The sequence below is a fragment of the Mesorhizobium sp. L103C131B0 genome, from assembly GCF_000502275.1.
Taxonomy (GTDB): Bacteria; Pseudomonadota; Alphaproteobacteria; order Rhizobiales; family Rhizobiaceae; genus Mesorhizobium.
In genome coordinates this window covers 545,167-569,187 of record NZ_AYXC01000002.1, presented here as the reverse complement: position 1 = coordinate 569,187, position 24,021 = coordinate 545,167, and the positions used below count along the sequence as shown (strand labels likewise).

General features: G+C 63.7%; 23 protein-coding genes. 15 read left to right on the top strand and 8 right to left on the bottom strand.

Features of this window, described 5'->3' with window-relative positions; translation table 11 throughout:
• Positions 1-139: 139 nt before the first annotated feature.
• From hemP to X730_RS158535, 5 genes are read left to right on the top strand one after another with little or no spacing between them, the layout of a single operon-like run.
• Entirely contained in the window at positions 140-346 is a 207-nt protein-coding gene (hemP, locus tag X730_RS158515; RefSeq protein WP_023673860.1) for a hemin uptake protein HemP, read from the top strand.
• A gap of 49 nt (positions 347-395) precedes the next feature.
• A complete protein-coding gene (locus X730_RS158520; protein WP_023825751.1) occupies positions 396-1,454 on the top strand; it encodes a hemin-degrading factor in 1,059 nt (352 codons plus the stop codon).
• A 10-nt stretch (positions 1,455-1,464) separates the two neighbouring features.
• Positions 1,465-2,346 carry a hemin ABC transporter substrate-binding protein gene (locus X730_RS158525; protein WP_023825750.1) on the top strand — a complete coding sequence of 294 codons (882 nt, stop codon included), beginning with the start codon at positions 1,465-1,467 and terminating at the stop codon, positions 2,344-2,346.
• A 4-nt stretch (positions 2,347-2,350) separates the two neighbouring features.
• The gene (locus X730_RS158530) at positions 2,351-3,445 is read left to right on the top strand and encodes an iron ABC transporter permease (protein ID WP_023825749.1); all 1,095 of its coding nucleotides are present in this window, start codon (positions 2,351-2,353) and stop codon (positions 3,443-3,445) included.
• A gap of 23 nt (positions 3,446-3,468) precedes the next feature.
• A complete protein-coding gene (locus X730_RS158535) occupies positions 3,469-4,257 on the top strand; it encodes a heme ABC transporter ATP-binding protein (protein WP_023825748.1) in 789 nt (262 codons plus the stop codon).
• 108 nt (positions 4,258-4,365) lie between these two features.
• On the opposite strand, the gene rirA is transcribed toward X730_RS158535, so the two are convergent.
• A complete protein-coding gene (gene rirA, locus X730_RS158540) occupies positions 4,366-4,827 on the bottom strand; it encodes an iron-responsive transcriptional regulator RirA (protein WP_023672640.1) in 462 nt (153 codons plus the stop codon).
• A gap of 295 nt (positions 4,828-5,122) precedes the next feature.
• Here rirA and X730_RS158545 point away from each other — a divergent pair, with 295 nt between their 5' ends.
• The 3 genes from X730_RS158545 (at position 5,123) to X730_RS158555 (ending at position 7,606) form a co-directional block, all read left to right on the top strand.
• Positions 5,123-6,418, top strand: a complete 1,296-nt coding sequence (locus X730_RS158545) for a DUF445 domain-containing protein (RefSeq protein ID WP_023691056.1) — start codon at positions 5,123-5,125, stop codon at positions 6,416-6,418.
• A gap of 107 nt (positions 6,419-6,525) precedes the next feature.
• The gene (locus X730_RS158550) at positions 6,526-6,948 is read left to right on the top strand and encodes a phasin family protein (RefSeq protein WP_023672638.1); all 423 of its coding nucleotides are present in this window, start codon (positions 6,526-6,528) and stop codon (positions 6,946-6,948) included.
• 160 nt (positions 6,949-7,108) lie between these two features.
• Positions 7,109-7,606 (top strand): MaoC family dehydratase, encoded by a 498-nt coding sequence (locus X730_RS158555; protein WP_023681725.1) that lies wholly within the window; start codon positions 7,109-7,111, stop codon positions 7,604-7,606.
• A 15-nt stretch (positions 7,607-7,621) separates the two neighbouring features.
• Here the strand turns inward: X730_RS158555 and X730_RS158560 are convergent, their stop codons facing one another.
• Entirely contained in the window at positions 7,622-9,091 is a 1,470-nt protein-coding gene (locus tag X730_RS158560) for an MFS transporter (protein WP_023706044.1), read from the bottom strand.
• 131 nt (positions 9,092-9,222) lie between these two features.
• On the opposite strand from X730_RS158560, the gene X730_RS158565 reads away from it, so the two are divergent.
• Complete coding sequence (locus X730_RS158565) at positions 9,223-10,116, top strand: LysR family transcriptional regulator (protein ID WP_023691058.1); 894 nt, start codon at positions 9,223-9,225, stop codon at positions 10,114-10,116.
• Between the two features lie 4 nt (positions 10,117-10,120).
• Here X730_RS158565 and X730_RS158570 read toward each other — a convergent pair whose 3' ends face one another.
• Complete coding sequence (locus X730_RS158570) at positions 10,121-11,539, bottom strand: PLP-dependent aminotransferase family protein (protein ID WP_023739060.1); 1,419 nt, start codon at positions 11,537-11,539, stop codon at positions 10,121-10,123.
• A 106-nt stretch (positions 11,540-11,645) separates the two neighbouring features.
• Here X730_RS158570 and X730_RS158575 point away from each other — a divergent pair, with 106 nt between their 5' ends.
• Positions 11,646-12,509: a DMT family transporter gene (locus X730_RS158575; protein WP_023706042.1), complete on the top strand. Its 864-nt coding sequence runs from the start codon at positions 11,646-11,648 to the stop codon at positions 12,507-12,509.
• A gap of 28 nt (positions 12,510-12,537) precedes the next feature.
• Here the strand turns inward: X730_RS158575 and X730_RS158580 are convergent, their stop codons facing one another.
• Genes X730_RS158580 through X730_RS158590 form a run of 3 tightly spaced genes read right to left on the bottom strand, consistent with a single transcriptional unit; the run spans position 12,538 to position 14,989 of the window.
• Positions 12,538-13,578, bottom strand: a complete 1,041-nt coding sequence (locus tag X730_RS158580) for a zinc-dependent alcohol dehydrogenase family protein (RefSeq protein WP_023825747.1) — start codon at positions 13,576-13,578, stop codon at positions 12,538-12,540.
• Between the two features lie 36 nt (positions 13,579-13,614).
• Complete coding sequence (maiA, locus tag X730_RS158585; protein WP_023710731.1) at positions 13,615-14,265, bottom strand: maleylacetoacetate isomerase; 651 nt, start codon at positions 14,263-14,265, stop codon at positions 13,615-13,617.
• Positions 14,266-14,269: 4 nt separating this feature from the next.
• Positions 14,270-14,989, bottom strand: coding sequence for a fumarylacetoacetate hydrolase family protein (locus X730_RS158590; RefSeq protein WP_023825746.1), 720 nt, complete (start codon positions 14,987-14,989; stop codon positions 14,270-14,272).
• A 210-nt stretch (positions 14,990-15,199) separates the two neighbouring features.
• Here X730_RS158590 and X730_RS158595 point away from each other — a divergent pair, with 210 nt between their 5' ends.
• A complete protein-coding gene (locus X730_RS158595; protein ID WP_023672627.1) occupies positions 15,200-15,883 on the top strand; it encodes a response regulator transcription factor in 684 nt (227 codons plus the stop codon).
• Positions 15,884-16,007: 124 nt separating this feature from the next.
• Here the strand turns inward: X730_RS158595 and X730_RS158600 are convergent, their stop codons facing one another.
• Both X730_RS158600 and X730_RS0133270 read right to left on the bottom strand, forming a co-directional pair.
• Positions 16,008-17,351, bottom strand: a complete 1,344-nt coding sequence (locus X730_RS158600; RefSeq protein WP_023688174.1) for a hybrid sensor histidine kinase/response regulator — start codon at positions 17,349-17,351, stop codon at positions 16,008-16,010.
• A gap of 3 nt (positions 17,352-17,354) precedes the next feature.
• Positions 17,355-18,446 carry an FIST signal transduction protein gene (locus tag X730_RS0133270; RefSeq protein WP_245261311.1) on the bottom strand — a complete coding sequence of 364 codons (1,092 nt, stop codon included), beginning with the start codon at positions 18,444-18,446 and terminating at the stop codon, positions 17,355-17,357.
• Between the two features lie 342 nt (positions 18,447-18,788).
• On the opposite strand from X730_RS0133270, the gene X730_RS158605 reads away from it, so the two are divergent.
• The 4 genes from X730_RS158605 (at position 18,789) to X730_RS158620 (ending at position 23,993) form a co-directional block, all read left to right on the top strand.
• Positions 18,789-19,289, top strand: a complete 501-nt coding sequence (locus X730_RS158605) for a (2Fe-2S)-binding protein (RefSeq protein WP_023681712.1) — start codon at positions 18,789-18,791, stop codon at positions 19,287-19,289.
• A 123-nt stretch (positions 19,290-19,412) separates the two neighbouring features.
• A complete protein-coding gene (locus X730_RS158610; RefSeq protein ID WP_023688177.1) occupies positions 19,413-21,758 on the top strand; it encodes a xanthine dehydrogenase family protein molybdopterin-binding subunit in 2,346 nt (781 codons plus the stop codon).
• A 126-nt stretch (positions 21,759-21,884) separates the two neighbouring features.
• Complete coding sequence (locus X730_RS158615) at positions 21,885-22,682, top strand: xanthine dehydrogenase family protein subunit M (protein WP_023825743.1); 798 nt, start codon at positions 21,885-21,887, stop codon at positions 22,680-22,682.
• Between the two features lie 288 nt (positions 22,683-22,970).
• Entirely contained in the window at positions 22,971-23,993 is a 1,023-nt protein-coding gene (locus tag X730_RS158620; RefSeq protein WP_023825742.1) for an acyltransferase, read from the top strand.
• The last annotated feature ends 28 nt before the right edge of the window (positions 23,994-24,021 follow it).

Here is a 24,021-nt window from a genome sequence, read left to right as displayed (position 1 = left end):
ATTGTGTCCGGCGTCTTAAATGTTGACTCATTTAGTCCGGTATTGCACTGACTAATAAACATGATGATTCTAGTCAAGAAATGAATCGGCATTTGCAACGCCTAGCCAGTTGCCCGGCAGAGGAAAGGGATCGAAAGAGATGAACACCCACAATCCCAACGACTTCCGTTACCGCGTCCGCCGTTCCGAGGAGACGCCGACCCGCTTCGACCGGGTGCCGCTGGCGGTGCGGACGCTGTCCTCCAACACGCTGTTCCAGGGCGAGCACGAGATTGGCATCGAGCACCATGGCGCGCTCTATCGACTGAAGATCACCCGCCAGGGCAAGCTCATCCTCAACAAGTGATGAAACAGCCAGGCAGGCCAAAACGCCAGGCAGGACAGGTAAGCAGGACATGGACCAGCGCGTAAAACCCGCACCGCATGAAATCCGGCGAGCGCGGGCAGACAATCCGAAAGCGCGCGAGCGCGATCTTGCCGCCGAGTTCGGTATTTCCGAAGCCGAACTGGTCGCCGCGCATTGCGGCGACGGTGTCGTGCGCGTCGAGCCCAGGGTCAACGATCTGCTGACCGGCCTCGATGCCGTTGGCGAAGTGATGGCACTGACCCGCAACGAAAGCGCGGTGCACGAGAAGATCGGCGTCTACGACAAGGTTGTTACGGGTGCGCACAATGCCATGGTACTGGGCGAAAACATCGACCTGCGTATCTTTCCAAAGGTCTGGGCGCATGGCTTTGCCGTCGAGAAGCGCGACGGTGGCGACATCCGCCGCAGCCTGCAATTCTTCGACGCGGCCGGCGATGCGGTGCACAAGGTGCATCTGCGGCCGGCGTCCAATCTCTATGCCTACCAGAAGCTCGTGGCCGCACTCGAATCGCCGAACCAGGAGGCGACTGTGTCTATCGCAGGCCTGGCCGACGACGACGCGGAGACGTCGGGCATTGCCGCAGACATCGATGATCTGCGCGACCGCTGGAGCCGGCTGACCGACGTGCATCAGTTCTTTGGCATGTTGAAAACGCTGAAGCTCACTCGCCGCCAGGCCGTGCGCATGGTCGGCCAGGACTATGCCTGGCTGCTCGACAATGACGCCATCGGCGCCATGTTCCACCATGCCGCCGCCGACGGCATGCCGATCATGTGTTTTGTCGGAAACCGAGGCTGCATCCAGATCCATTCCGGTCCCGTCAAGTCGATCAGGCCGATGGGGCCGTGGATCAACGTGATGGACGAGACGTTCCACCTGCATCTGCGCACCGACCACATCCAGGACGTGTGGGCGGTGCGCAAACCGACCAAGGACGGTCATGTCACCTCGCTCGAAGCCTATGGCGCCGACGGCAAGATGATCATCCAGTTCTTCGGCAAGCGCCATGAAGGCGAGGGCGAGCGCGACGACTGGCGGTTCCTTGCCGAGAACCTGCCGCGCATTCCAAGCCCGACGGCAGCCTGAGGAAACGACGATGATTTCACTGTTCAGGACGCTTGCCGCGGCCATGGGCCTGTCGCTGTTTATTGCCGCCCCAGTGCCGGCCAGCGAGAACGTGGCCGTGTTGGCCGACACGTCGCGGATCGTGGCGATCGGCGGTTCGATCACCGAGATCGTCTACGCGCTTGGCGAGGAAGGTCATCTCGTCGCCCGCGATTCGACCAGCCGCTACCCCGCCGCCGCGGTCGCGCTGCCCGACGTCGGCTATATGCGCCAGCTGTCGCCGGAAGGCGTGTTGTCGGTCAATCCTTCGGGCATTCTGGCGCTGCATGGCAGTGGGCCGAAGGAAGCGGTCGATGTGCTGAAAAAGTCGAGCGTCCCGTTCATCGACGTGCCTGAACATTACAGCCATGACGGCATCCTGGAAAAGATCCGCATCGTCGGCAAAGCGCTCGGCGTCGACGCCAGGGCCGAGGCGCTGGTGGCTGAGACCGACGCCAAGCTGAAGGCGGCCGAGAAGCAGACGGCGTCGATCAAGCAGCGCAAGCGCATCCTGTTCGTGCTGTCGATCCAGGGCGGCAAGATCCTGGCCGCCGGCACCGACACCGCCGGTGACAGCATCATCAAGCTCGCCGGTGCGGTCAACGCCGTCGAAGGTTTTTCCGGCTACAAGCAGATGTCCGACGAGGCCATCGTAACCGCCAGGCCGGACGTGATCCTGGCGATGAAAAATGCCGGACCGCCGATTGCGGAGGCCGAGCTGTTTGCCATACCGTCGATCACCTCGACGCCGGCCGGTGAAGGCCGCAAACTGACTCTGATGGATGGCAGCTATCTGCTCGGCTTCGGGCCGCGCACGGCCGATGCCATCCACGATCTGGCCGCCTCGCTCTATGGCAGCCAGGTCACGGACTGAGCCGATGGTGGATCAGTCGATCGCCGGCGCGGCGGGCAAGGTGGCCGAGGGCGATCGTTCCGGGCGCGCTCGCCTGGTTATTGTGCTCCTGTGTGTGGCGCTTGCCCTTTCGATGTTCCTGTCGCTGAGGTCGGGCGCTTCCGATGCATCGGCCGTCGGTGTCATTCGTGACTGGCTGACCGGCGCCGTGCCGGCCGACGCCGCGCTTGGCGCCCGCGACCGGCTGATCGTCTACGACATCCGCATGCCGCGCGTGCTGCTCGGCGTGCTGATCGGTGCGGCGCTGGCCGTATCGGGCGCGGTCATGCAGGGCCTGTTTCGCAATCCGCTCGCCGATCCCGGCCTGATCGGCGTTTCAGCCGGTTCCAGCCTCGGCGCCGTCGCCGTCATCGTGCTCGGCACAACATGGCTGGCGCCGCTCACTTTGGCGCTCGGCGGCATGGCCTTGCCGCTCGCCGCTTTCTGCGGCGGCCTTGCGGTCACGCTGGTGCTCTACCGCGTCGCCACGCGGCAGGGGCGCACCTCGGTCGCCACCATGCTGCTTGCCGGCATTGCGCTCGCAGCCCTTGCCATGGCGCTGACCGGTATCCTGATTTTCATGGCCGACGACCGGCAGTTGCGCGACCTGACCTTCTGGCAGCTGGGCTCGCTTGGCGGCGCGACCTGGCCGAAGATTGCTTCCGTCGGGCCGATCATCGTCCTGGCGCTTGCGGCAATGCCGTTCCTGGCCAAAGGCCTCAACGCCCTGGCGCTCGGCGAGGCGACGGCCGGACATCTCGGCATCCCGGTACAGCGGCTGAAATACACCGCGATCGTCGGCGTCTCGGCAGCGGTCGGCGCCTCTGTCGCAGTCAGCGGAGGCATCGGTTTTGTCGGCATCGTCGTGCCGCATCTGCTGCGGCTGCTGATCGGTCCGGACAATCGCTATCTCTTGCCGGCTTCGGCGCTGCTCGGCGCCTCGATGCTGCTGATTGCCGATGCCGTCGCTCGCGTCATCGTGGCGCCGGCCGAACTGCCGATCGGCATCGTCACGGCGATCGCCGGCGCACCGTTCTTCCTCTGGATCCTGCTGCGCAAGCGCGGCGTAATCGACTTGTGAGATTTGAAACCTATGAGGCCGGCATGATCGAAGCACGCGATGTCTCGGTAGCGATCGGCGGCAAGCGCATTGTTGCCAATGTCGATTTCGTCGCGCGGCCGGGCGAAATTGCGGCAATCGTCGGACCCAACGGCTCGGGCAAGACGACGTTTTTGAAGGCGTTGTCGGGCGATCTGGCGTTTGCGGGGACAGTGGCTGTCAACGGGCGCGATCTCACGGCGATGAAGCCGGTGGAGGCCGCCACCGTGCGTGCCGTGCTGCCGCAGGCCGCGACGCTGTCCTTTCCCTTCACCGTGCACGAAGTGGTCAGGCTCGGCCTTATCGGCGGCCGTTCCGGCGTTCTGCCGGGCGAAGATGATCGTCTGCCCGAGCGGGCGCTGGCGCGGGTCGACCTCGACGGCTTTGCCGGCCGGTTCTATCAGGAGCTTTCGGGCGGCGAACAACAGCGTGTGCAGCTGGCGCGCGTGCTGTGCCAGGTCTGGGCGCCGGTGCTGGACGGCAAGCCGCGCTATCTCTATCTCGACGAGCCGGTCTCCAGCCTCGATATCAAGCACCAGCTGATCATCATGAACATCGCCCGCGATTTCGCCCGGCGCGGCGGCGGTGTGATCGCCATCCTGCACGACCTCAATCTGACGGCCATGTATGCCGACCGGATTTTCGTGATGCATCGCGGCCGGCTCGCCGCCGACGGTTCACCGCAGGAGGTGCTGAGCGACGATCTGATCGAAAAGGTGTTCGATTGTCGGCTAAGGGTCGGTGTGTTGCCGGCGGCGAACATGCCGTTTGTCTTGCCGCAGTCAGCCGCCTAAAGCGCGTCGCGTTTGAACGAACTCAGGCGACGCGCTTTAGGTCTTTGTCTTTATGCATGTCGTTGTCTCAAAACCGGGGCCACTTTTGAGCGACTTGCACTAGAAAACTCAGGCGGCCGGTGCTCGCTGGACCAGCATGTCGATGCCGAGCAAATGACGCACATTCGGGCGCGCCGCCACCATATCGGCGATGGTGTAGCGGGAGAGTACGGCAAAGAAGGCGTTGAGCGCCTCGCGCAGCGCCGAATTCAGCTGGCAGCTGTCGACCAGCGGGCATTCGGCGGCGTCGTTTTCGAAGCACTCGGCCATGGCGAAGCTCTCTTCGGTCACCCGTACGACGTCGAACAGGCTGATCTGCTCGGCGGGGCGGCCGATCCTCACGCCGCCATTCCTGCCGCGCACCGTCTCGACCAGGCCATGCTCGACCAGCGGCTGCAGGATCTTGAACAGGAAAAGCTCCGACACCGAATAGGCGGCCGCAATCTCGGGGATGCGGCTCAGGCGATCGTTGTTGGCGGCGCAATACATCAGGATGCGCATGGCGTAGTTGGTCTGGCGCGTCAGCCGCATTTAATTCCTCACCCGAGTGCTGGCGCGCTGGAACTGCACCAGATTTTAGATTGTGCTGGTGCGGCTTTCTCACCCGGAGTTTCGGATTCGCCCACACTGGCCTGATCGGAATATGGCCTATACCTTGGAACAATTCCAGACTGGGATTGCATGATAGATGAACATTCTTGTCAACTTTGCGTGCGAAACCGGCAATCCCCGGACGAAATCGGCCCATCCGATCATGCTACGGGCCCAAACACCCCCTAAATAGCCCATGCCAGATAGCCAAGAGATCGATGAGGAGCGGCGTATCATGTCCCAATCGGCTTCGTCCCTGGCGCCTGGCGGTTTTGATGCCGAGACGGGCGCCAAGCTTTTCGCGTTGCGGCGGACAAAGTTCCTCGCCACGGCTGCGCTGGTGCTTTGCGTCGTGGTTTTTGCCGTGGCCAAATCGTCCGAGGCCAAGTATCCGTGGCTGGGCTTCGTGGCGGCCTTCGCCGAGGCGGCGACCATTGGCGGCCTGGCCGACTGGTACGCGGTGGTGGCGCTGTTCAAGCGGCCGCTGGGCCTGCCGATCCCGCACACCGCCATCATCCCAGCGAACCAGAACCGCATCGCCGATAATCTGGGCCGCTTCATCGAGGTCAATTTTCTGGCGCCGGAGCCGGTGCGGGAAAAGCTGGCCGAGGTCGATTTTGCAGCACTCGTCGCCGACTGGCTGACTGACGCCGAACGCTCTGCCGGCCTGTCACGCTTCGTCGTACGGCTGGTCCCGCAGACGCTTGCGGCGATCGAGCAATCCGGCCTGCGCGGCTTCGTCACCAGCCGCATGCTGGAGCAGATCGACAAGGTGCCGCTGGCGCCGCTCGCGGCCGAATTGCTGTCGGCACTGACCGACGACCGCCGCCACCAGAAACTCTTCGACGAATTCACCAGGGTGATCGGCCGGTTCCTGAACGATGAAGAGGCGCTGGCGACCATGCGCGAGAAAATCCGCGAGGAATTGCCGTCGCTGTTCAACCTGTTCAGAGCCGACGCCTATCTGCTGAAGAAGATAGTCGCTTCCGCCGGTTCGCTGCTTGACGAGGTGCGGGCCGACCCCGACCATCCGATGCGCGCCGAATTCGACCGTTTCGCGCACAGCTTCATCGAGCGGCTCAGAACCTCGAAGCAATACGCCAAACGGGCCGAGAAGCTGAAACGCGATTTCCTGGCGCGGCCGGAAGTGAAGTCGCTCGCCGGCGACATGTGGCAGAGCCTCAGCCTGTTCATCGAACAGGACGCCAAGGCGGAGAATTCGATTGTTCGCGCGCATCTCGCCAACATGTTCGTCGAGGTCGGCCGCCATCTCTCAGGCGATCCGCAGATCAGGGCCGACATGAACCAGGGCTTTGTCGTGGCGCTGTCGTCGTTCGTCGAGAGCCAGAAGAGCGGTGTGTCGACATTCATCGCCGACCAGGTCAAGCGCTGGGACCTTGCCCAACTGACGAGGCTGATCGAGATGAACATCGGCAAGGACCTGCAATATATCCGCTTCAACGGCATGATTATCGGCGGATTGGCGGGTATCGTGCTCTACACGGCGGAGAGGCTGTTTCTCGCTGGCTGATGCTGCATTTGCCGCTGAATTGCTTGGGCGTCCGAATGGACACACGGCGCGCGAGTGCTATTGTCCAGAACAGGGTTCAGCATTTGCGACACTGGGGAGCACGAGCAATGGCCAAACAACCCGACTCCGATTCGTTCCTTGACATGTTCAGCCGGTTCGGCCGTGACCTGAAGGTGCCGAATGTCGAGGCGATCCTCGCGCATCATCGCAAGAACCTCGAGGCCCTGGAAAGATCGGCGCGGGCGGGAGCTGCCGGCGCGACCTCATTGTTGTCCAGACAGCGCGAGATGCTGCAGGACACGCTGCGTGAAGTCAGCGACATGGCGCAGAGCTACAAGGCGCCGGGCAATCCCCAGGAACTGATGACAAAACAGGCGGAGTTCGCCAGGAAATCCTTCGAAGCCGCCCTGAAAAATGCCGGCGAAGTGGCCGAGCTGGTCAAGAAATCCGGCACCGAATCGATCGAAATCCTGCGCAGCCGCATCAAGGAAGCGATGGAGGAAATCCGCTCGGGCTATGACAAGAAGTGACTCTCAACGCAACCATGAGAGGAGCGGGCCGGTTGCGGCGCATGAGCATGGACGAGGGACGCTGTTTGGCGGAAAATGGCGGAACGGAATCGCAACGGGCGAATTGACAGGAGCCGTCCGTTCGTGGTCCGAGGCACTGGGAGCCACCGGGAAAGCAGGAATGACGGAACTACGGCCGAAAACGCCGCCGACCTTCGAGCAGTTAAGGGCGATGGCCGGGCAGGAGCTCGGCGTGTCGGAATGGACGACCGTCGACCAGAACCGCATCAACCAGTTTGCCGAATGCACAGGCGACCATCAGTGGATCCACGTCGATCCGGAGCGGGCGAAGCGGCAGAGCCCATTTCGCACCACGATCGCGCATGGCTATCTGACGCTGTCGATCATCGGCGCGCTGGCGCTGGGCATGGGCATCGTCCCCGAAAACACGCAAGCCGCCTTCAATTACGGCTTCGACAAGGTGCGGTTCCTGGCGCCCGTCAGGGTCGGCGCACGCATCCGGCTGCGCACGACGCTGTTGTCGGTGGAGGACAAGGGGCCGGGCCAGTATCTGATGAAGGCCGCCAATACGGTCGAGATCGAGGGCGAACAGAGGCCGGCGCTGACCGCCGAAACGCTGGTCATGCTTTATGAGCGGCGCAAGCGGGCGGGAGCGTAAGCTCCCTGTCTTCGGTCATGATGGCTGTTGCCGCACCGACAGCCTGCCGCCGGCGCGGGTCGAGAGCAGTGCCAGCAACAGCGCAGCCACCGCCAGGACCGTTGCCGTCTGAAAGGTAACCTGCATGCCGTGCGCGGCTGCCGCTGAGGTCAGCATGTCCTGGCTTTGCCGTTCTCCCGTCGAGGCAGCCGCAAAAATGGCGCCCATAAGCGATGCGCCGGTGATCAGGCCGAGATTGCGCGACAGATTGAGCAGGCCGGACACCACGCCGCGCTCGCCGGCAGCGACACCGCTCATGACGGCGGCATTGTTGGATGTCTGGAACAGGGCGTACCCGAAGCAGGTGACGGCGATCGGCACGATATAGCTGGCAATGCCGAGTTTTGTTGCGGCGAGCGACAAAAGCAAGGTGCCGTTGACCAGGCCGAATAGTCCGGCGATCATCATCCTGTTGGTACCGAAGCGATCGGTGAGGCGGCCGGCGATAAGTGCCGAGAGCGCGGAGACCAGCGGACCTGTCGACAGGACCACGCCGACCATCGCAGCATTGAGCCCCAGCCCTCGCGACAAATAGAACGGAGCGACCACCAGGGTCGCCATCATCACTGTGGCGACAACGAGGTTCGTGGCGAGGCTGGCGCTGAGCCGGATGTCGTACAACCGGGCAAGCCGGATCAAGGGATTCTTCGCCCTCTTCTGCGCGACGCCGAACAGAACGACGCCGATGCCGGCGGCAACCAGCAGGCCGGTGTTGAGGGCGCCGAAATGGCCGTGGCCGAGCGTCATGGCCAGTGCATAGGCGGCGAGCGTCAGGCCTAGCAAGACCGTCCCGATCGCGTCGAACCCGCCTTGAACGCCCGCAGCCTTGCCGCGGGCAGGCAGGGCCAGCCAGGCGAGGGCAAAGGTCAGGAGGCCGAGCGGCACATTGACGAGGAAGAGCGCCCGCCAGCCAAAGCCGGCGATCAGCAAGCCGCCGAGCGAGGGTCCGAGCGTCGTGCCGATCGCCGACATGGCGCCGAGCAGGCCCATGGCGCTGCCGGTTCTCTCCTTGGTCACGGTCTCCGCGACAAAGGCCAGCGTCAACGCCATCATCAGCGCGGCACCCAGCCCTTGCACGGCGCGCGCCGCAATCAGCAGCCAGAGCGTCGGCGCCAGGCCGCAGAGCACCGAGGCCAGTGTGAACAGCGCGATGCCGCCGAGCAGCAACGGCCGGCGGCCGACCATATCGGCCAGCCGGCCGGCGCTGACGATCAGGGCCGTGATGGCGAGCAGATAGGCGAGAACCACCCATTGCACGGACTGGAACGGCGCACCGAACGCCTGCATGAGGGAAGGCAGTCCGACGCTGGCAATGCTGGTTCCAAGCGACGACAGCAGCGTGGCGAGCGACAGGCTGGCCAATGCCAAGACAGGAGAGTGGGCCAGGCCTGCGGACCGGGTGTTCTGCGGCGCCGATGCGCACTCGTTCTGCTCGGCAGTTGCCATGGCGATTTCCTCCTTGTCAGTCCCGCAACCGGACCTGTCGGAGATCTAGTCGTCAGGGTGGAATGGCGGAAGGCGCAGCATTTGCATCTTATTCGTGCACCAAACGCCATGGCATGTGCTACAATCCGCCAATGACATCGCCCGACCTCAATCTGCTGTTCGCTCTCGACGTCCTGCTGACCGAAGGTAGCGTGGCTCGCGCGGCAACCCGGCTGCGGCTCAGCCCTTCGGCGATGAGTCGCACCCTGGCGCGACTGCGCGAAGCGACCGGCGACCCGCTGCTGGTTCGGGCCGGTCGAGGCCTTGTGCCGACGCCGCGCGCGGAGGCATTGCGGCAGCAGACCGGCCGTGTCGTCCAGGAAGCAGAAACGTTGCTGCGCCCTGCCAGGCCTCTCGATCTCGCGAAGCTGAACCAGATCTTCACGCTGCGCACCAATGAAGGGTTCGTCGAGGAGTTCGGGCCGCGTCTTGTCGCTCGCATCCAGGCCGAGGCGCCGGGCGTGCGGCTGCGATTTGCGCCGAAAGCCGACAAGGATGTCGCCTCGTTGCGCGACGCAGCGATCGATCTGGAAATCGGCGTTGCCGGCGAGACCGGACCTGAAGTGCTGATACAGGCGCTGTTCCGTGACCGGTTCGTCGGCGCCGTAGGAGCCGGCCATCCCTTGAGCGAAGGCGCGGTGACGCCTGAACGCTACGCGGCCGGCCGCCACATCAGCGTTTCACGGCGGGGTCGGGAAAGAGGGCCGATCGATCAGACTTTGGCGCTGCTCGGGCTGCAGCGAACCGTGGCGTGCATGGTCTCCGGCTTTTCAGCTGCACTCGCCATGGCGCGCGCTTCGGACCTTATTGCCAGCGTGCCCGAACGGCACACGCAAGGCGCACGCGCCGGCATGGTCAGCTTTCTGCTGCCGGTCGCCACGGTGGAGGTCACCATCTCGATGCTCTGGCATCCACGGCTCGATGCCGATCCGGCGCAACGCTGGCTGCGAGATTGCGTTCGGAAGGTCTGCGCGGCCTCCCGCTGAGCGCTCAGCGCGCCATTGCCGCCTTGAGCACCCTGAAAATCCGCTCGTCTTGGCATTGGGCAACGTTGAAGCGCAGGAACCGGCTGGCGGTTCCCGACAGGCTGAATGCATTGCCGGGCGCCAGCACGATGTTGTCGGCCAATGCACGGCGAGCAATTTCAGCCGCATCCACGCCATCCGGCAGGCTGCACCACAGGAACAAGCCGGCCGGTTGGTCGATCCAGGGCGTGATGCCGATCGCCTTCAGGCGCGCGCCCGTCTCACCCATGGCGCGGGAAAGCCGCGCGCGCAGCAATTCCATGTGCTTGCGGTAGCTGCCGTCCCTAAGCAGCGTCAGCACCAGTTCGGCCGCCAGCCGGCCGCCGCCGAAGGTGGTGGCAATCTTGAGGTCGGTGAGTTGCTCGATCCAGTCGCGCGGTGCCGCGATGAAGCCGCAGCGAACCGATGCCGATAGCGTCTTGGAGAAGCTACCGATATGGACGACGCGGTTGAGGCCGTCGAACGCCGCCAGCCGGGGCGCGGGACTGTGCTCGAAATCGGCGAAGATGTCGTCCTCGACGATGGTCAGGTCCGACTGGTCGGCGAGCTTCAGCAGCCGGTGCGCGGTGACCGGCGACAGGATCGCGCCGGTCGGGTTGTGGATGGCGGAATTGGTGATGTAGAGGCGCGGCCTGTGCTCGGCGAGCGCCTGCGCGAACAGCTCGATATCAGGCCCCGATGGCGTGTAGGGCACGCTGACGACCTTGGCGCGGTGGGCGCGCAGCAGCGCGTGAAAATTGAAATAGCAGGGGTCGTCGACCAGCACGGTATCGCCCGGTTCGATCAGGAAGCGGCACAGAAGATCGATGGCCTGCGTGCCCGATTCGGTCAGCATGATCTGTTCGGGCGAGACCTCGATGCCGTGGCCAGCCATGCGCCGCGCGAGCAATTGCCTGAGCGGCGGCAGGCCGAGCGGCGTGCCGTAATCGGCTAGGTCGACATCGTCGGCGCGCGCCACGGTGCGCAGCGCCCGGCGCAAGGCCCCCTGCGGCATCCATGAGGCCGGCATCCAGCCGCAGCCGGGTTTCAGCATCTCGTCGCCGGCTTCCAGTGACTGGCGCGAAACCCAAAGCGGATCGACAGCGCGGTCGAGCCGCGGGCCTATCTCGGCCAGCGACAGTGGCGCCAGCGATCCGGCGGCATAAAAACCCGAACCCGGCCGTGAGCGTATCGCGCCTTCGGCAGCGAGCCGCTCATAGGCTTCGACCACGGTCGACTTGGACACCTGCATGGCCTTGGCAAAGGCGCGGATCGAAGGTAGCCGCGCGCCTGGCGTCAGGCTGCGCGCCGATATCCGCTGGCGGATGGTCGCCATTACAGTTTCCACAAGCGTGGTCGCGACAGGAGGGTGCGCATTGCCGGTTTCCAAAATGAGTTCGGTCATCTGTATTGCTCTGATAGCCATTACAGTTTTGCGGAATTGTACTGCATTGTCTCTGGCTGCACCATAGGCACTTGCCCGATAGAGGGCGAAAGCAATGGAGCCTGGAATGGACAAAACCGCGAGCGGCTGGATGAACGGATTCATCGGCGTGCTGATCTTCTCAGGCTCGCTGCCGGCAACGCGCGTGGCCGTGGCCGATTTCGATCCCATATTCCTGACCTCGGCCCGCGCCGCGATTGCCGGACTTCTCGGTCTCGCCATGCTGATGCTGTTTCGGCAGAAACGCCCGGAGCGCGGCGATTTTCTGTCGCTGGTGATCGTCGCCCTTGGCGTGGTTGTCGGCTTTCCCTTGCTCACCGCGCTGGCGCTGAAGCACGTCACCTCCGCCCATTCCATCATCTTCGTCGGCCTGCTGCCGCTGGCCACCGCGATCTTCGGCGTGCTGCGCGGTGGCGAGCGTCCGCGCCCGGCCTTCTGGCTGTTTTCCTGCATCGGCAGCGCGCTGGTCGCCGGTTTTGCCCTGATGCAAGGCGTGACGGCCTCACCTGTCGGCGACGGCCTGATGCTGGCCGCCATCATCGTCTGCGGCCTGGGCTATGCCGAGGGGGCGGCATTGTCGCGCAGGCTGGGCGGCTGGCAGGTGATCTGCTGGGCGCTGGCGATCTCGCTGCCGATCATGCTGGTTCTGACCTTTGCGACGCTGCCGTCGTCCTTCGCCGGCATCGGCTCTCACGCCTGGATGGGTCTCGCCTATGTCTCGCTGTTCAGCATGCTGATCGGCTTCGTGTTCTGGTATCGCGGCCTGGCCCAAGGCGGCATCGCTGCCGTCGGGCAGTTGCAGTTGCTGCAGCCCTTTTTCGGCCTGGCGCTGGCAGCGTCGCTGCTGCACGAGCAGGTCAGCCCGCTGATGGTGGTCGTGACGCTCGGCGTGGTGGCTTGCGTGTTCGGGGCGAAGAAATTTGCGCGCTAGGAGTTTGGTGGTGGAGGGCGACTCCGCCCTAGAACTTCGTCACCACCCCAATGCCAATCCCCTCGAACCCGCCCATTGCCACCAGCGCCGCAGGCGCCTCATCAAGGCTGATCTTCTTGCCGACCAGCAGTTCGGGCTTGAGCTTGCCGGTGCGGATCATCTCCATCATGGCGGGGTAGCGGTGGGCCTGCATGCCGTGGCTGCCGAGGATTTCCAGCTCGAAGGCGATCACCTTGTCCATCGGCACTTGCGGGCGGGCGTGTTCGCCCAGCATCAGGCCGACCTGCACATGGCGGCCGCGCCGGCGCAGATTGGCAATCGAGTTGAACGATGTCGTGGGGTGGCCGAGCGCGTCCATCGACATATGCGCGCCGCCATTGGTGATCTGCTTGATCGCCTTGACCACGTTCGGCGTGGTCGAGGCGTTGATGGTCGCCACGGCGCCGATCTTTCTGGCGAAGTCCAGTTTCTCGTCGGTGAGGTCGATGGCGATGACATTGGCGCCCATGGAACTGGCGATCATGATCGCCGACAGGCCGACGCCGCCGCAGCCATGCACCGCCACCCATTCGCCCGGCGTCACCCGGCCCTGGTCGACAATGGCGCGAAACGAGGTGACGAAGCGGCATCCGAGGCTGGCGGCGGTGGCGAACTCCATCTCCTCGGGCAGGCGCACGAGATTGGTGTCGGCATGCTCGATGGCGACATATTCGGCAAACGATCCCCAGGCGGTGAAGCCGGGCTGCGTCTGGTGTTCGCAGACCTGATGATTGCCCGAATTGCATTCGAAGCAGCGGCCGCAGCCGACGCAGAACGGCACGGTGACGCGCTCGCCGGCCTTCCAGCGGGTCACCCGCTTGCCGACGGCGACGACGATGCCGGCCAGTTCATGGCCCGGCACATGCGGCAGCGTGATGCCGTCATCATGACCCATCCAGCCATGCCAGTCGCTGCGGCAGAGCCCGGTCGCCTCGACCTTGATGACCACACCGTCCGCGGCCGGTTTCGGATCCGGCACGGTCTGGATTCTCGGCGCCTCGCCGAATCTTTCGAAGACGACGGCTTTCATCGGCAACTCTCCGTGCTCTGCTCCGGCATTGTGAGCCTATTCGGCATCTATCTGATTCTCCGGCGCCGCCTTCTGAAAGGCCGGCAGCGCCATGCAGGCGGCGTGGATGCGCGAGATCTCGGGGTAGGGTGTCAGGTCGACGCCGAAGCGGGCGTTGCTGGCGATCTGGGCGACCAGGCAGATGTCGGCGAGGCCCGGTGCGTCGCCATGGCAAAATGTGCCGGTCTCATCCGATGAAGCCAGAATCTTTTCAAGCGGCTGGAAGCCTTCGTTCACCCAGTGGCGGAACCAGTTGACGACATCCTGGTCGCCTGCGCCGAACAAAGTGCGCAGCGAGGTCAGCACGCGCAGATTGTTCACCGGGTGGATGTCGCAGGCGATCATCTGCGCCAGCATTCGCACGCGCGCCCGGCCGAGCGCGTCCTTCGGCAGCAGCGGCGGTTCGGGATGGGTCTCGTCGAGATATTCGATGATCGCCAGCGACTGCGTCAAAAGCGTGCCGTCGCCCAGGATCAGCGCCGGTACCAGCCCCTGCGGATTGACCGCCAGGTAAGCCGGCTCCAGATGGTCGCCATGACGCAGATGATGCGGCACGTAATCGTAGGTCAGGCCCTTCATCTCGAGCGCAATGCGTGCGCGATAGGAGGTGGAAGAGCGGTAGTAGTTGTGGAGGACGAGGTCGCTCATTGGATCACGGCTTGTCGGAATCTTGGCCGACGGAATCTTGGCCGATGGTGATCTCGATGGTGCCGATGCCGTCGACGCCGCCGGTCATCGTCTGGCCCGGCGCCACCGCGCCGACGCCGGCCGGCGTGCCGGTGAAGATCAGGTCGCCCGGTTGTAGTACAACCGCACTGCTGCAGATCGAAACGATATCGGCGATCGGCCAGATCAGTTCGGCGAGGTCGCCCTCCTGTTTCACCGCGCCGTCGACGGCGAGCCAGATACGGCCCTTTTGCGGGTGGCCGGATTTGGCGGCTGATACCAACGGGCCGCAAGGCGCCGAGCGGTCGAAGGCCTTCGACCAGTCCCACGGCCGCGCCGCTTTCTTGGCCTCGTCCTGCAGGTCGCGGCGGGTGAGGTCGATACCGGCGCCGTAGCCCCAGACATGGTCGAGCGCTTGCGCGCGCGGGATGCGGAAGCCGGCCTTGCCGATCGCCGCGACCAGCTCGATCTCGTGGTGCAGGTTCTTGGTCAAGGGCGGGTAGGGGATCGTGGTGCCGGAACCGACCACCGCATCGGCCGGCTTGGTGAAGAAGAAGGGCGGGTCGCGCTCGTCATTGCCGAGTTCGCGGGCATGCGCGGCGTAGTTGCGGCCGACGCAGAAGATGCGGCGCACCGCAAAACGCTCGGCAGAGCCGGCGACGGCCACCGACGGGGTTGCGGGCAGGGGAAGGACGAAGTCTGTCATGCGCGGGTCTCTGCCTGGGTTGTTGCCGGCACATTCGACCGATTTGGACGGCCGGGCAAGGCGTCAGCGCCAGCAAAAGCATCGGCTGCGCCTTGATTGTCGGATAAAGTCGGCTTCGCCTCCGGGGGTTAAGATGGCGATAGACTATTTGCCAATAAGCTGGCCATACCAGCGGGAGTATCGTGCCCACGGAGAACTGAAACGAACACCATGACCGCAATTAACGATCGCGCCCGGTTTCTGATCATCGACGACCATCCGCTGTTTCGCGAGGCGCTGCACAGCGCCGTGCAGATGGCCTATCCGGAAGTCGACACCGTGGAGGCGCGCTCGATCGCCGAGGCGCTCGATCTCCTGGGTGGGATAAAACCGTTCGATCTGGCGCTGCTCGATCTCAACATGCCTGATGTCCATGGCTTCGATGGACTGCTGCAACTCAGGACCCGCCATCCGCGGCTGCCGGTGGTCGTCGTCTCGGGCTATGAGGAGCCGAAGATCATCTCCGAGGCGTTGTCCTATGGCGCTGCCGGCTTCATCCCGAAATCGGCGCGCAAAAGCGATCTTGCGGCCGCAATCCGCTCGGTGATGGAGGGCGCGATCTATGTGCCGGAGACATATGAGGGACAGCCGCCCGACGCCGACAGCGCCGACCGCGCCGATATGGTGCAGCGGCTGGCCAAACTGACGCCGCAGCAGCTGCGCGTGCTGCAGATGCTGCGCCAGGGCCTGCTGAACAAGCAGATCGCCTACGAGCTGCAGGTCGGCGAGACCACGGTCAAGGCGCATGTCTCGGAGATCCTGCGCAAGCTCAACGTCTACAGCCGCACGCAAGCGGTGATTGAGGTGTCGAAGCTGGACAATGCGGAGCTGTTTCGCGATCAGGCCGGGTTTTGATCTTTACCCTCCCCCTTTGTGGGGAGGGTCGATCCGCGAAGCGGAGCGGGGTGGGGGAGCTTGGCGCTGCACCCCGCCCCGGCGCTGCGCGCCGACCCTCCCCATCGAGGGGAGGGTATGGGGCTCAAGCCAGCAAATGCGCCAGCAGCGCCCTTAGCTGCGCCGGCTTTAGCGGCTTCCGCATCAGCTCTATGCCTGCGGCGCGGGCTGCCTTGGCGACGGCCTCCGATCCGTCGGCGGTGACGATCAGCGCCGGCACGGCGCGGCCGAGATAGTCGCGGACTTCGGCTATTGTTGCGGTGCCGAGGTCGCCGTCGTCGAGATGCTGGTCGGCAATGACGATGTCGGGCACCCAGTCGGTGTCGCCAAGCAGGCTGATCGCAGCCTCGGTCGAAGTCGCGGCGCGCACCAGGCACTGCCAGCGCTCGAGCAGGAAGGTCATCGCCTGCAACACGTCGGCGTCATTTTCGACCAGCAGGACCTTGGTGCCGAACAGGCCGTAGCCGCGCGGCCGCTCCATCTCGGCAAGGCTGGCGATGGCGTCGGCGCTGGCGCCGATGCCGACCGGCACGTCGATGTGGAAGATGGTGCCGCGCCCAACCCTCGAGGAGAACGTCACGGGATGACCGAGCGCGGCGGCCATGCGCCGCACGATGGCAAGGCCCAGGCCCAGCCCGCCGCCGGAGATCCCGGTGTCGGCTGGAATGGCGGAGCCGCGATGGAACTCCTCGAACACCGCCTCGCGCTGGTCGTCGGGAATGCCGCAGCCGGTGTCGGCGACATCGATGCGGATGGTATCGCCGCGATGCCTTGTGCCGACAAGCACGCCGCCCGAAGGGGTATAGCGCAGCGCATTGGACAGGATGTTTTGCAGGATGCGGCGCAAGAGCGTGCGGTCCGAACGCACCACGGCGCTGACCGGGCGGAACTTCAGCGCCAGCCCCTTCATCTCGGCCACGGGCAGGAAATCCGACCGCAGCGAGGAAAACAGCGTCTCCAGATTGACATCGCCGATGTCGGGCTGCACCACACCGGCATCGAGCTTGGAAATGTCGAGCAGCGTGCGCAACAGGTCTTCCATGGTCTCCAGAGAGCGCTCGACCTGACGGACGAGCTTCTTGCCCTCGTCGCTGGTCTGCACTTCGGCCAGCGCCGAGACGGAGAGGTGGGCGGCGTTCAGCGGCTGCAGCACGTCATGGCTGGCGGCGGCCAGGAACCTGGTCTTGGACAGGTTTGCCAGCTCGGCGTTTTCCTTGGCGGCGCTGAGGTCGATGTTCGACTGTTCCAGCCGGCGCAAGGTCGAGTGCAGTTCCTCGGTGCGCATGCGCACGCGGTTTTCCAGTGAAATTGCGGTCTGGAACAGCGAGAAGGCGTTGCCCTGCTGGTCCATCGAGCGCTCGACGCGGCTGACCAGAGCGGCGTTGATCTTCTTCAGCCTGTCGACGTCGTTGATGTCCCTGAGCGGCATGCGCTATTCCGCCGCCTGGCGTTCGCCGAAGGCGATGCCGGTGAAGGTTTGGTTCAGATGCATCGAACGGTACTGTTCGCCATAGGTGCCGAAGCCGATGACATTGTTGACCCGGTAGAGCTCCGAAATGTCGCGGAACACCTGGCGGTTGCGGGCGTCGAGCCGGCGCAGCACGCAATCGAAGCCGAGGATCATGTCGATGCCGCCGAGCCGTTGCTCGACGTCGCGCAGTGCGGCGCGCGTGGATTCCACCATGTCCTTGGGCTGGGCGATGGACAGCACGACGCCGTCGTCTATGGCGCAAAAGAATGACAGGGAACCGTCGGCATGCATCTTCTGGATCGAGCGGCAGTAATATTCGCCGCCCACTTTCACCACCACCGGGTGCGAGGCGAAGCTCATCGGCGTCAGGTTCTGCGCAACGATGCCGACCGAGGCTGCATATTCCTCAGCCGCGTTGGTGGCGTTGAATTCGCGCACGGTGCGGTGGTCCGGATCGGATGCCGTCACCACCAGCTTCTCGTCGGTTGGGATGAAATTGTCGGTCTTGAAGACATGGAACGGGATCTCGGTGGCGATCAGCACAATGATGGCGCTGTCGGACGCAACCTTGCCGTTCGAAATCAGCCTGGTGGTTTCGAATTTCAAATCGTCGCCCGCCGAACCGCCTATCAGCGGGATGTCGTCCAGCCCCCAATGGATGGCCGAGGTTACAGCTTCCTCGGCAAAGGACAGGCCGTCGATGAAGCAGAGCGCGAAGGTGCTTTTGGCATGGCAACTGCCGGTGCGTCCGCGCAGCAACCGCCGCAAGCCCTCGACTTCATCAGTGATCCTGTCCATGCCCGACGAGGAGAGATTGTCGACCATGGTGCTGACCGCCGAAAACGACGCGGAGGGAAAGAGCATGGCGAGCACATGACCTTCCTCCAGGCCTTGCGGGGTTATCTCGCCGGCGGTCGAGCAGGCGGCGTAGGCCAGCGTCGGCGCGTGGGTCTTCAGCGCTTGCGAAAGGACGCTCGCATCAAGCAGGCTCTGGGAAAAGAACAGCAGGGCAAAGCCGGCATCGATGGCTGCGGCCTCGACGGCGAACGCCAGGGCGAATGCATCGGCGTCGGGCTCGTCGGTGGTGAGCGCCGACAGACCGGATGCATAGCTCGTCCGTGAACTGGCCAGAGGCTTCCTCCCGATATCCTCCGACGCTTCCTGCGCGCGCCCGTTTTATGTCTCTCGGCGCGTTGGCGTCGAGGGCATTGTTGCCCCCTATTCGCTCTTTGGCAATGGGGCGGACAGGCCCATGATTTTCGTTTTCTCCATGACCGAAAGTACAATGAGCGCCGTGTGTTTTTTGCGCTTTTTGCAGTGTACCAATAGCGCATGGCCGAGCGCCAAAGCCGCATCGGCAGCATGACTACCAAGGTCGATACCCAGGGAGGATGCATGTCGGACGTTTCGTTTGTCGTGAACGGAAAACGGATCAGCGGCGCTGCCGAGGACCGAACGCTTCTGGTTCATTTCCTGCGCGAAAATCTTGGTCTCACCGGAACGCATGTCGGTTGTGACACCTCTCAATGCGGCGCCTGCGTCGTGCATGTCGACGGCAAGGCGGTGAAGTCCTGTTCGATGCTGGCCGTGCAGGCCTCCGGGTCGACCGTGGTGACGATCGAAGGGCTTGCCAATGGCGGCGACCTGCATCCGATGCAGGCCGCGTTCAAGGAACATCATGGGCTGCAATGCGGCTTCTGCACGCCGGGCATGATCATGACGGCGACCGACATGATCGCGCGCCATCCCGAAGGCCTTGACGAGGCGACGGTGCGCGCCGAGCTCGAAGGCAACATCTGCCGCTGCACCGGCTACCACAACATCGTCAAGGCGATCCTTGCCGCATCGCAGACGATGGCGAAGGTGCCGAAGGGCAGGGCGAAACAGGCAGCGTAAGAAAGAAGCGAGTAGTGAATAGTGAATAGCGAGTAGTCGGTTTAGCCGAACCGCTCCGAGCACAATTCCCTACTCACTGTTCACTATTCGCTACTCACTATTCGCTATTCCGGAGGAATTCCTATGGGCATTGAAGGCATCGGCGCTCGGGTCGTGCGCAAGGAAGACAAACGGTTCATCACCGGCGCCGGCCGCTATGTCGACGACATGGTGGTTCCCGGCATGAAGCATGCCGCTTTCGTGCGCAGCCCGCACGCGCATGCTCAGATCAAGAAGATCGACGTCAGACGAGCGCAGGCGATGCCCGGCGTCATCGGCGTCTTGACCGGCAAGGAGCTCAAGGCCGACGGCATCGGCAACCTGATCTGCGGCTGGATGATCCATTCCAAGGACGGCTCGCCGATGAAGATGGGCGCGTGGTCGCCGCTGGCCGTCGACAAGGTGCGCTATGTCGGCGACGCGGTCGTCATCGTGGTGGCGGAAACCAAGGGCCAGGCCCGCGACGCGGCCGAAGCGGTCGAGATCACCTACAAGGAATTGAAGGCGGTGGTCGATGCCACCAAGGCGCTGCAAAAAGGTGCGCCGCAGGTCCATGCCGAAGCCGAGGACAATCTTATCTTCGACTGGGAGATCGGCGATGCCAAGGCGACCGACGCGGCGATCCAGGCGGCGGCCCATGTCACCCGCATGAAGATCGTCAACAACCGGCTGGTTCCCAACGCCATGGAGCCGCGCGCGGCCCTTGGCCATTACGACAAGGCCGAGGACCATTTTACCTGCTGGACGACGTCGCAGAACCCGCATGTCGCGCGGCTGGTGATGAGCGCCTTCTACAATGTCGCGCCGGAAAACAAGCTGCGCGTCATTGCGCCCGATGTCGGCGGCGGCTTCGGCTCGAAGATCTACATCTATCCCGAAGAGATCGTCTGCCTGTGGGCGTCCAAGAAAACCGGCGTCCCGGTCAAATGGGTCGCCGACCGCACCGAAAGCTTCCTCACCGACGCACATGGCCGCGACCATGTCTCGACGGTCGAAATGGCGTTCGACAAGAACAACAAGATCACCGGCTTCAAAGTCGACACCATCGCCAATCTCGGCGCCTACATGTCGCTGTTCTCGTCTTGCGTGCCGACCTATCTCTACGCGACGCTGCTGTCGGGCCAGTACAACATCCCGACGATCCACGCCAATGTGCGCACCGTCTACACCAACACGGCACCCGTCGATGCCTATCGCGGGGCAGGGCGGCCGGAAGCCACGTATCTGCTCGAACGGACAATGGAGACCGCCGCGCGTGAACTTGGGGTCTCTCCGGCGGAGTTGCGGCGCATCAATTTCATCACCGAGTTTCCGCACCAGACGCCGGTCATCATGAACTATGACGCCGGCGACTATGGAGCTTCACTCGATGCGGCGACACAGGCGTCCGACTATGCCGGCTTTGCCAAGCGCAAAGCGGCGGCCGCCAGCCAGGGCAGACTGCGCGGCATCGGCATGAGCTGCTATATCGAGGCCTGCGGCATCGCGCCGTCGGCGGCGGTCGGTTCGCTCGGCGCCGGCGTCGGTCTGTGGGAATCGGCCGAGGTGCGGGTCAATGCCGTCGGCACGATCGAGGTGCTGACCGGCTCGCACAGCCACGGCCAGGGCCATGAGACGACCTTCGCGCAACTCGTCAACCAGCGTTTTGGCGTGCCACTGGACTCGGTCTCGATCGTCCATGGAGATACCGACAAGGTGCAGATGGGTATGGGCACCTACGGCTCGCGCTCGGGCGCGGTCGGCATGTCGGCAATTGCCAAGGCGCTCGACAAGGTCGAGGCCAAGGCCAAGAAAATCGCCGCCCATCTGCTCGAGGCCGACGAGGGCGACATCGTCATCGAGAATGGCGAGGTCAAGGTTGCCGGCACCGACAAGAGCCTGCCCTGGTTCCAGGTGGCTCTTGCCGCCTACACCGCTCACAATCTGCCGGCAGGCATGGAGCCGGGACTGAAGGAAACCGCCTTCTACGATCCGGCGAACTTCACTTTCCCGGCCGGCTGCTACATCTGCGAGGTCGAGATCGATCCGGAAACCGGCACGACCGAGATCGTCCAGTTCGTCGCCGCGGACGATTTCGGCAACATCATCAACCCGATGATCGTCGAGGGCCAGGTGCATGGCGGCATCGCCCAGGGCATCGGCCAGGCGCTGCTGGAAGGCGCTCACTATGACGATAGCGGGCAGCTTTTGACGGCGAGCTACATGGACTACACCATGCCCCGCGCGGACGACCTGCCGTCATTCAAGGTGTCGACCTCGAACACGCCGTGTCCGAGCAATCCGCTCGGCATCAAGGGCTGTGGCGAGGCCGGCGCCATCGGCTCGCCGCCGGCGGTCATCAACGCCATCACCGACGCTTTGGGGATTGTGGACATCGCCATGCCGGCCTCGCCGTCGACGGTGTGGGCGGCGATACGGGCGAAGAAATGAGTGAGTAGGGAGTAGTGAGTAGGGAATTGGCATTACCGGAGATGACAGCGTCCTTATTCCCTACTCCCTACTCCCTACTCCCTACTCACTACTCACTACTGCCTAACCACTTCAGGGGAGGATCCCATGTACGCAGTCAACTACCACCGCGCCGCCTCGGTCGTCGACGCCGCCAAGCTGGTGAAGAGCGGCGACGCCAGGCTTTTGTCAGGCGGCATGACGCTGATCCCGGCGATGAAGACGCGGCTCGCCGCACCGTCCGACCTGATCGACCTGTCGCGGATCAGGGAGCTGCAAGGCGTCAAGGTGTCGGGCAAGACCGTCACCATCGGCGCCGCCACAACCCATTACGACGTCGCCAATGACGAGAAGCTGCGGAAGGCCTGTCCGGCGCTTGCGCACCTTGCGTCGCTGATTGGCGATCCGGCGGTGCGCCACAAGGGCACGATCGGCGGCTCGGTCGCCAACAACGACCCAGCCGCCGATTATCCGGCGGCGCTCTTGGCGCTGGGCGCCACCATCGTCACCAACAAGCGCGAGATTTCAGCCGCGAAATTCTTCACCGGCCTGTTCGAAACGGCGCTGAAAGAAGGCGAGATCATCACCGCGGTGAGTTTTACCGCGCCGGCCAAGGCTGCTTACGAAAAATTCCGCAACCCGGCCTCGCGCTATGCGATCGTCGGCGTGTTCGTGGCCAAGGGCAAGGACGGGGTCAGCGTTGCCGTCACCGGTGCCGGCGATGACGGTGTGTTCCGCTCGAAGGAGATCGAAGCCGCACTGGCGAAGAATTTTGCCGCATCGGCGCTCGACGGCGTGAAAGTGCCGGCTAAGAATTTGATGACCGACCTCCACGCTTCGGCCGAATACCGCGCCAATTTGGTCGCCGTGATGGCCAAGCGCGCGGTGGCGGCAGCCAACGCCTGACATCATAAAGCTACTGACAAGGAAAGGGGCCATCGCGGCCCCTTTGTTCGTCTGCGGCGGGCTGTAACTGCCCAGTCCTTGCGGGTTCGCTGCCACGCGCAAATCCGTTGTTTCAGGTAATTCCCGTGCAAGAACAGGCGCATACTTCCCAAGGGACTGCCCAGCCCCATTCTCGCACTTGCACAATCTGATATTGCACTGCAATATGTATAGCTCGGCGGAACACGGGGTGGATTCTGCGCGCGGCGGTGTGAGCTGCGCCAAGATCTTGCGTCGTAGAGGATCGGCATGGCCGACATCTCCGCAGCGTCTGTTGCCCTGCCGCGGGCCACAGCCGACAAAGCAGCCAGAGCAAGACTGGCCTATCTCGATGGCTGGCGCGGGCTTTCGATCGCACTGGTGCTGATCGGCCATTTCTTCCCCGTTCCCGGGATCAATCTAGGCGTGCTCGGCGTCGAGTTCTTCTTCGTGCTCTCAGGCCGGCTGATGGGCGAAATCCTGTTCATCGAACGCTTTCCGCTGAAAAAATTCTTCAAGCGCCGCTTTTCGCGCATCTATCCCGCGCTTTTGGTGTTCGTGATATCAGCGATGATCGGGCTCTCCGGCAGCTTTATCGCCTTCAAATGGAAGGCGGCGCTGACGGCGCTGACATTCACCTACAACTATGCCGGAATTCTCATCACCCGCGCCGGCGCGCTCGACCACATCTGGTCGCTATGCGTGGAAGAGCATGCCTACATCATCCTGGCGCTGATCAGCGTGGTGGTGACCGGGCGGGGTAATGTCGTTCGGCTGCTGGTGACGCTGTCGCTGCTGGCGATGGCCAATGGCGCCATTTCGTACTGGGCACTCGGCATGGATTACGAGCACAGCTATTGGCGCACCGATGTGCATATCGCCTCGATCCTGCTGTCGGCATCGATCTGCCTGCTCAAGCACGATGACCGGCTGCCGGCATTCCTGACGAGCCCCTATGTCAGCCTCGTGTCGGCGGCGGCGGCTATATTGCTGTTCCTCGATCCGGTGCCGACGCCGATCCATTACCTACTGGCGGTGCCGTTGCTGGCGCTTGCCGTCAATACGCTGGACACCAGCAACTGGCATCTTACCGGCCTGCTTTCATCCAGGCCGATGGTGATGATCGGGCTATGGTCGTACTCGCTCTATCTCTGGCAACAGCCCTTCTACAAATTCGTCGCCGAGCAGGGCAGTGCGCCGATCCCGATGCTGGCGGCTGTCTTCGCCTGTGCACTATGCAGCTACTATCTGGTCGAGAAGCCCGCGCGGGCCTGGCTGAACCGGAATTGGTGAGGGCTACGGACTCCTAATCTTATGCTGC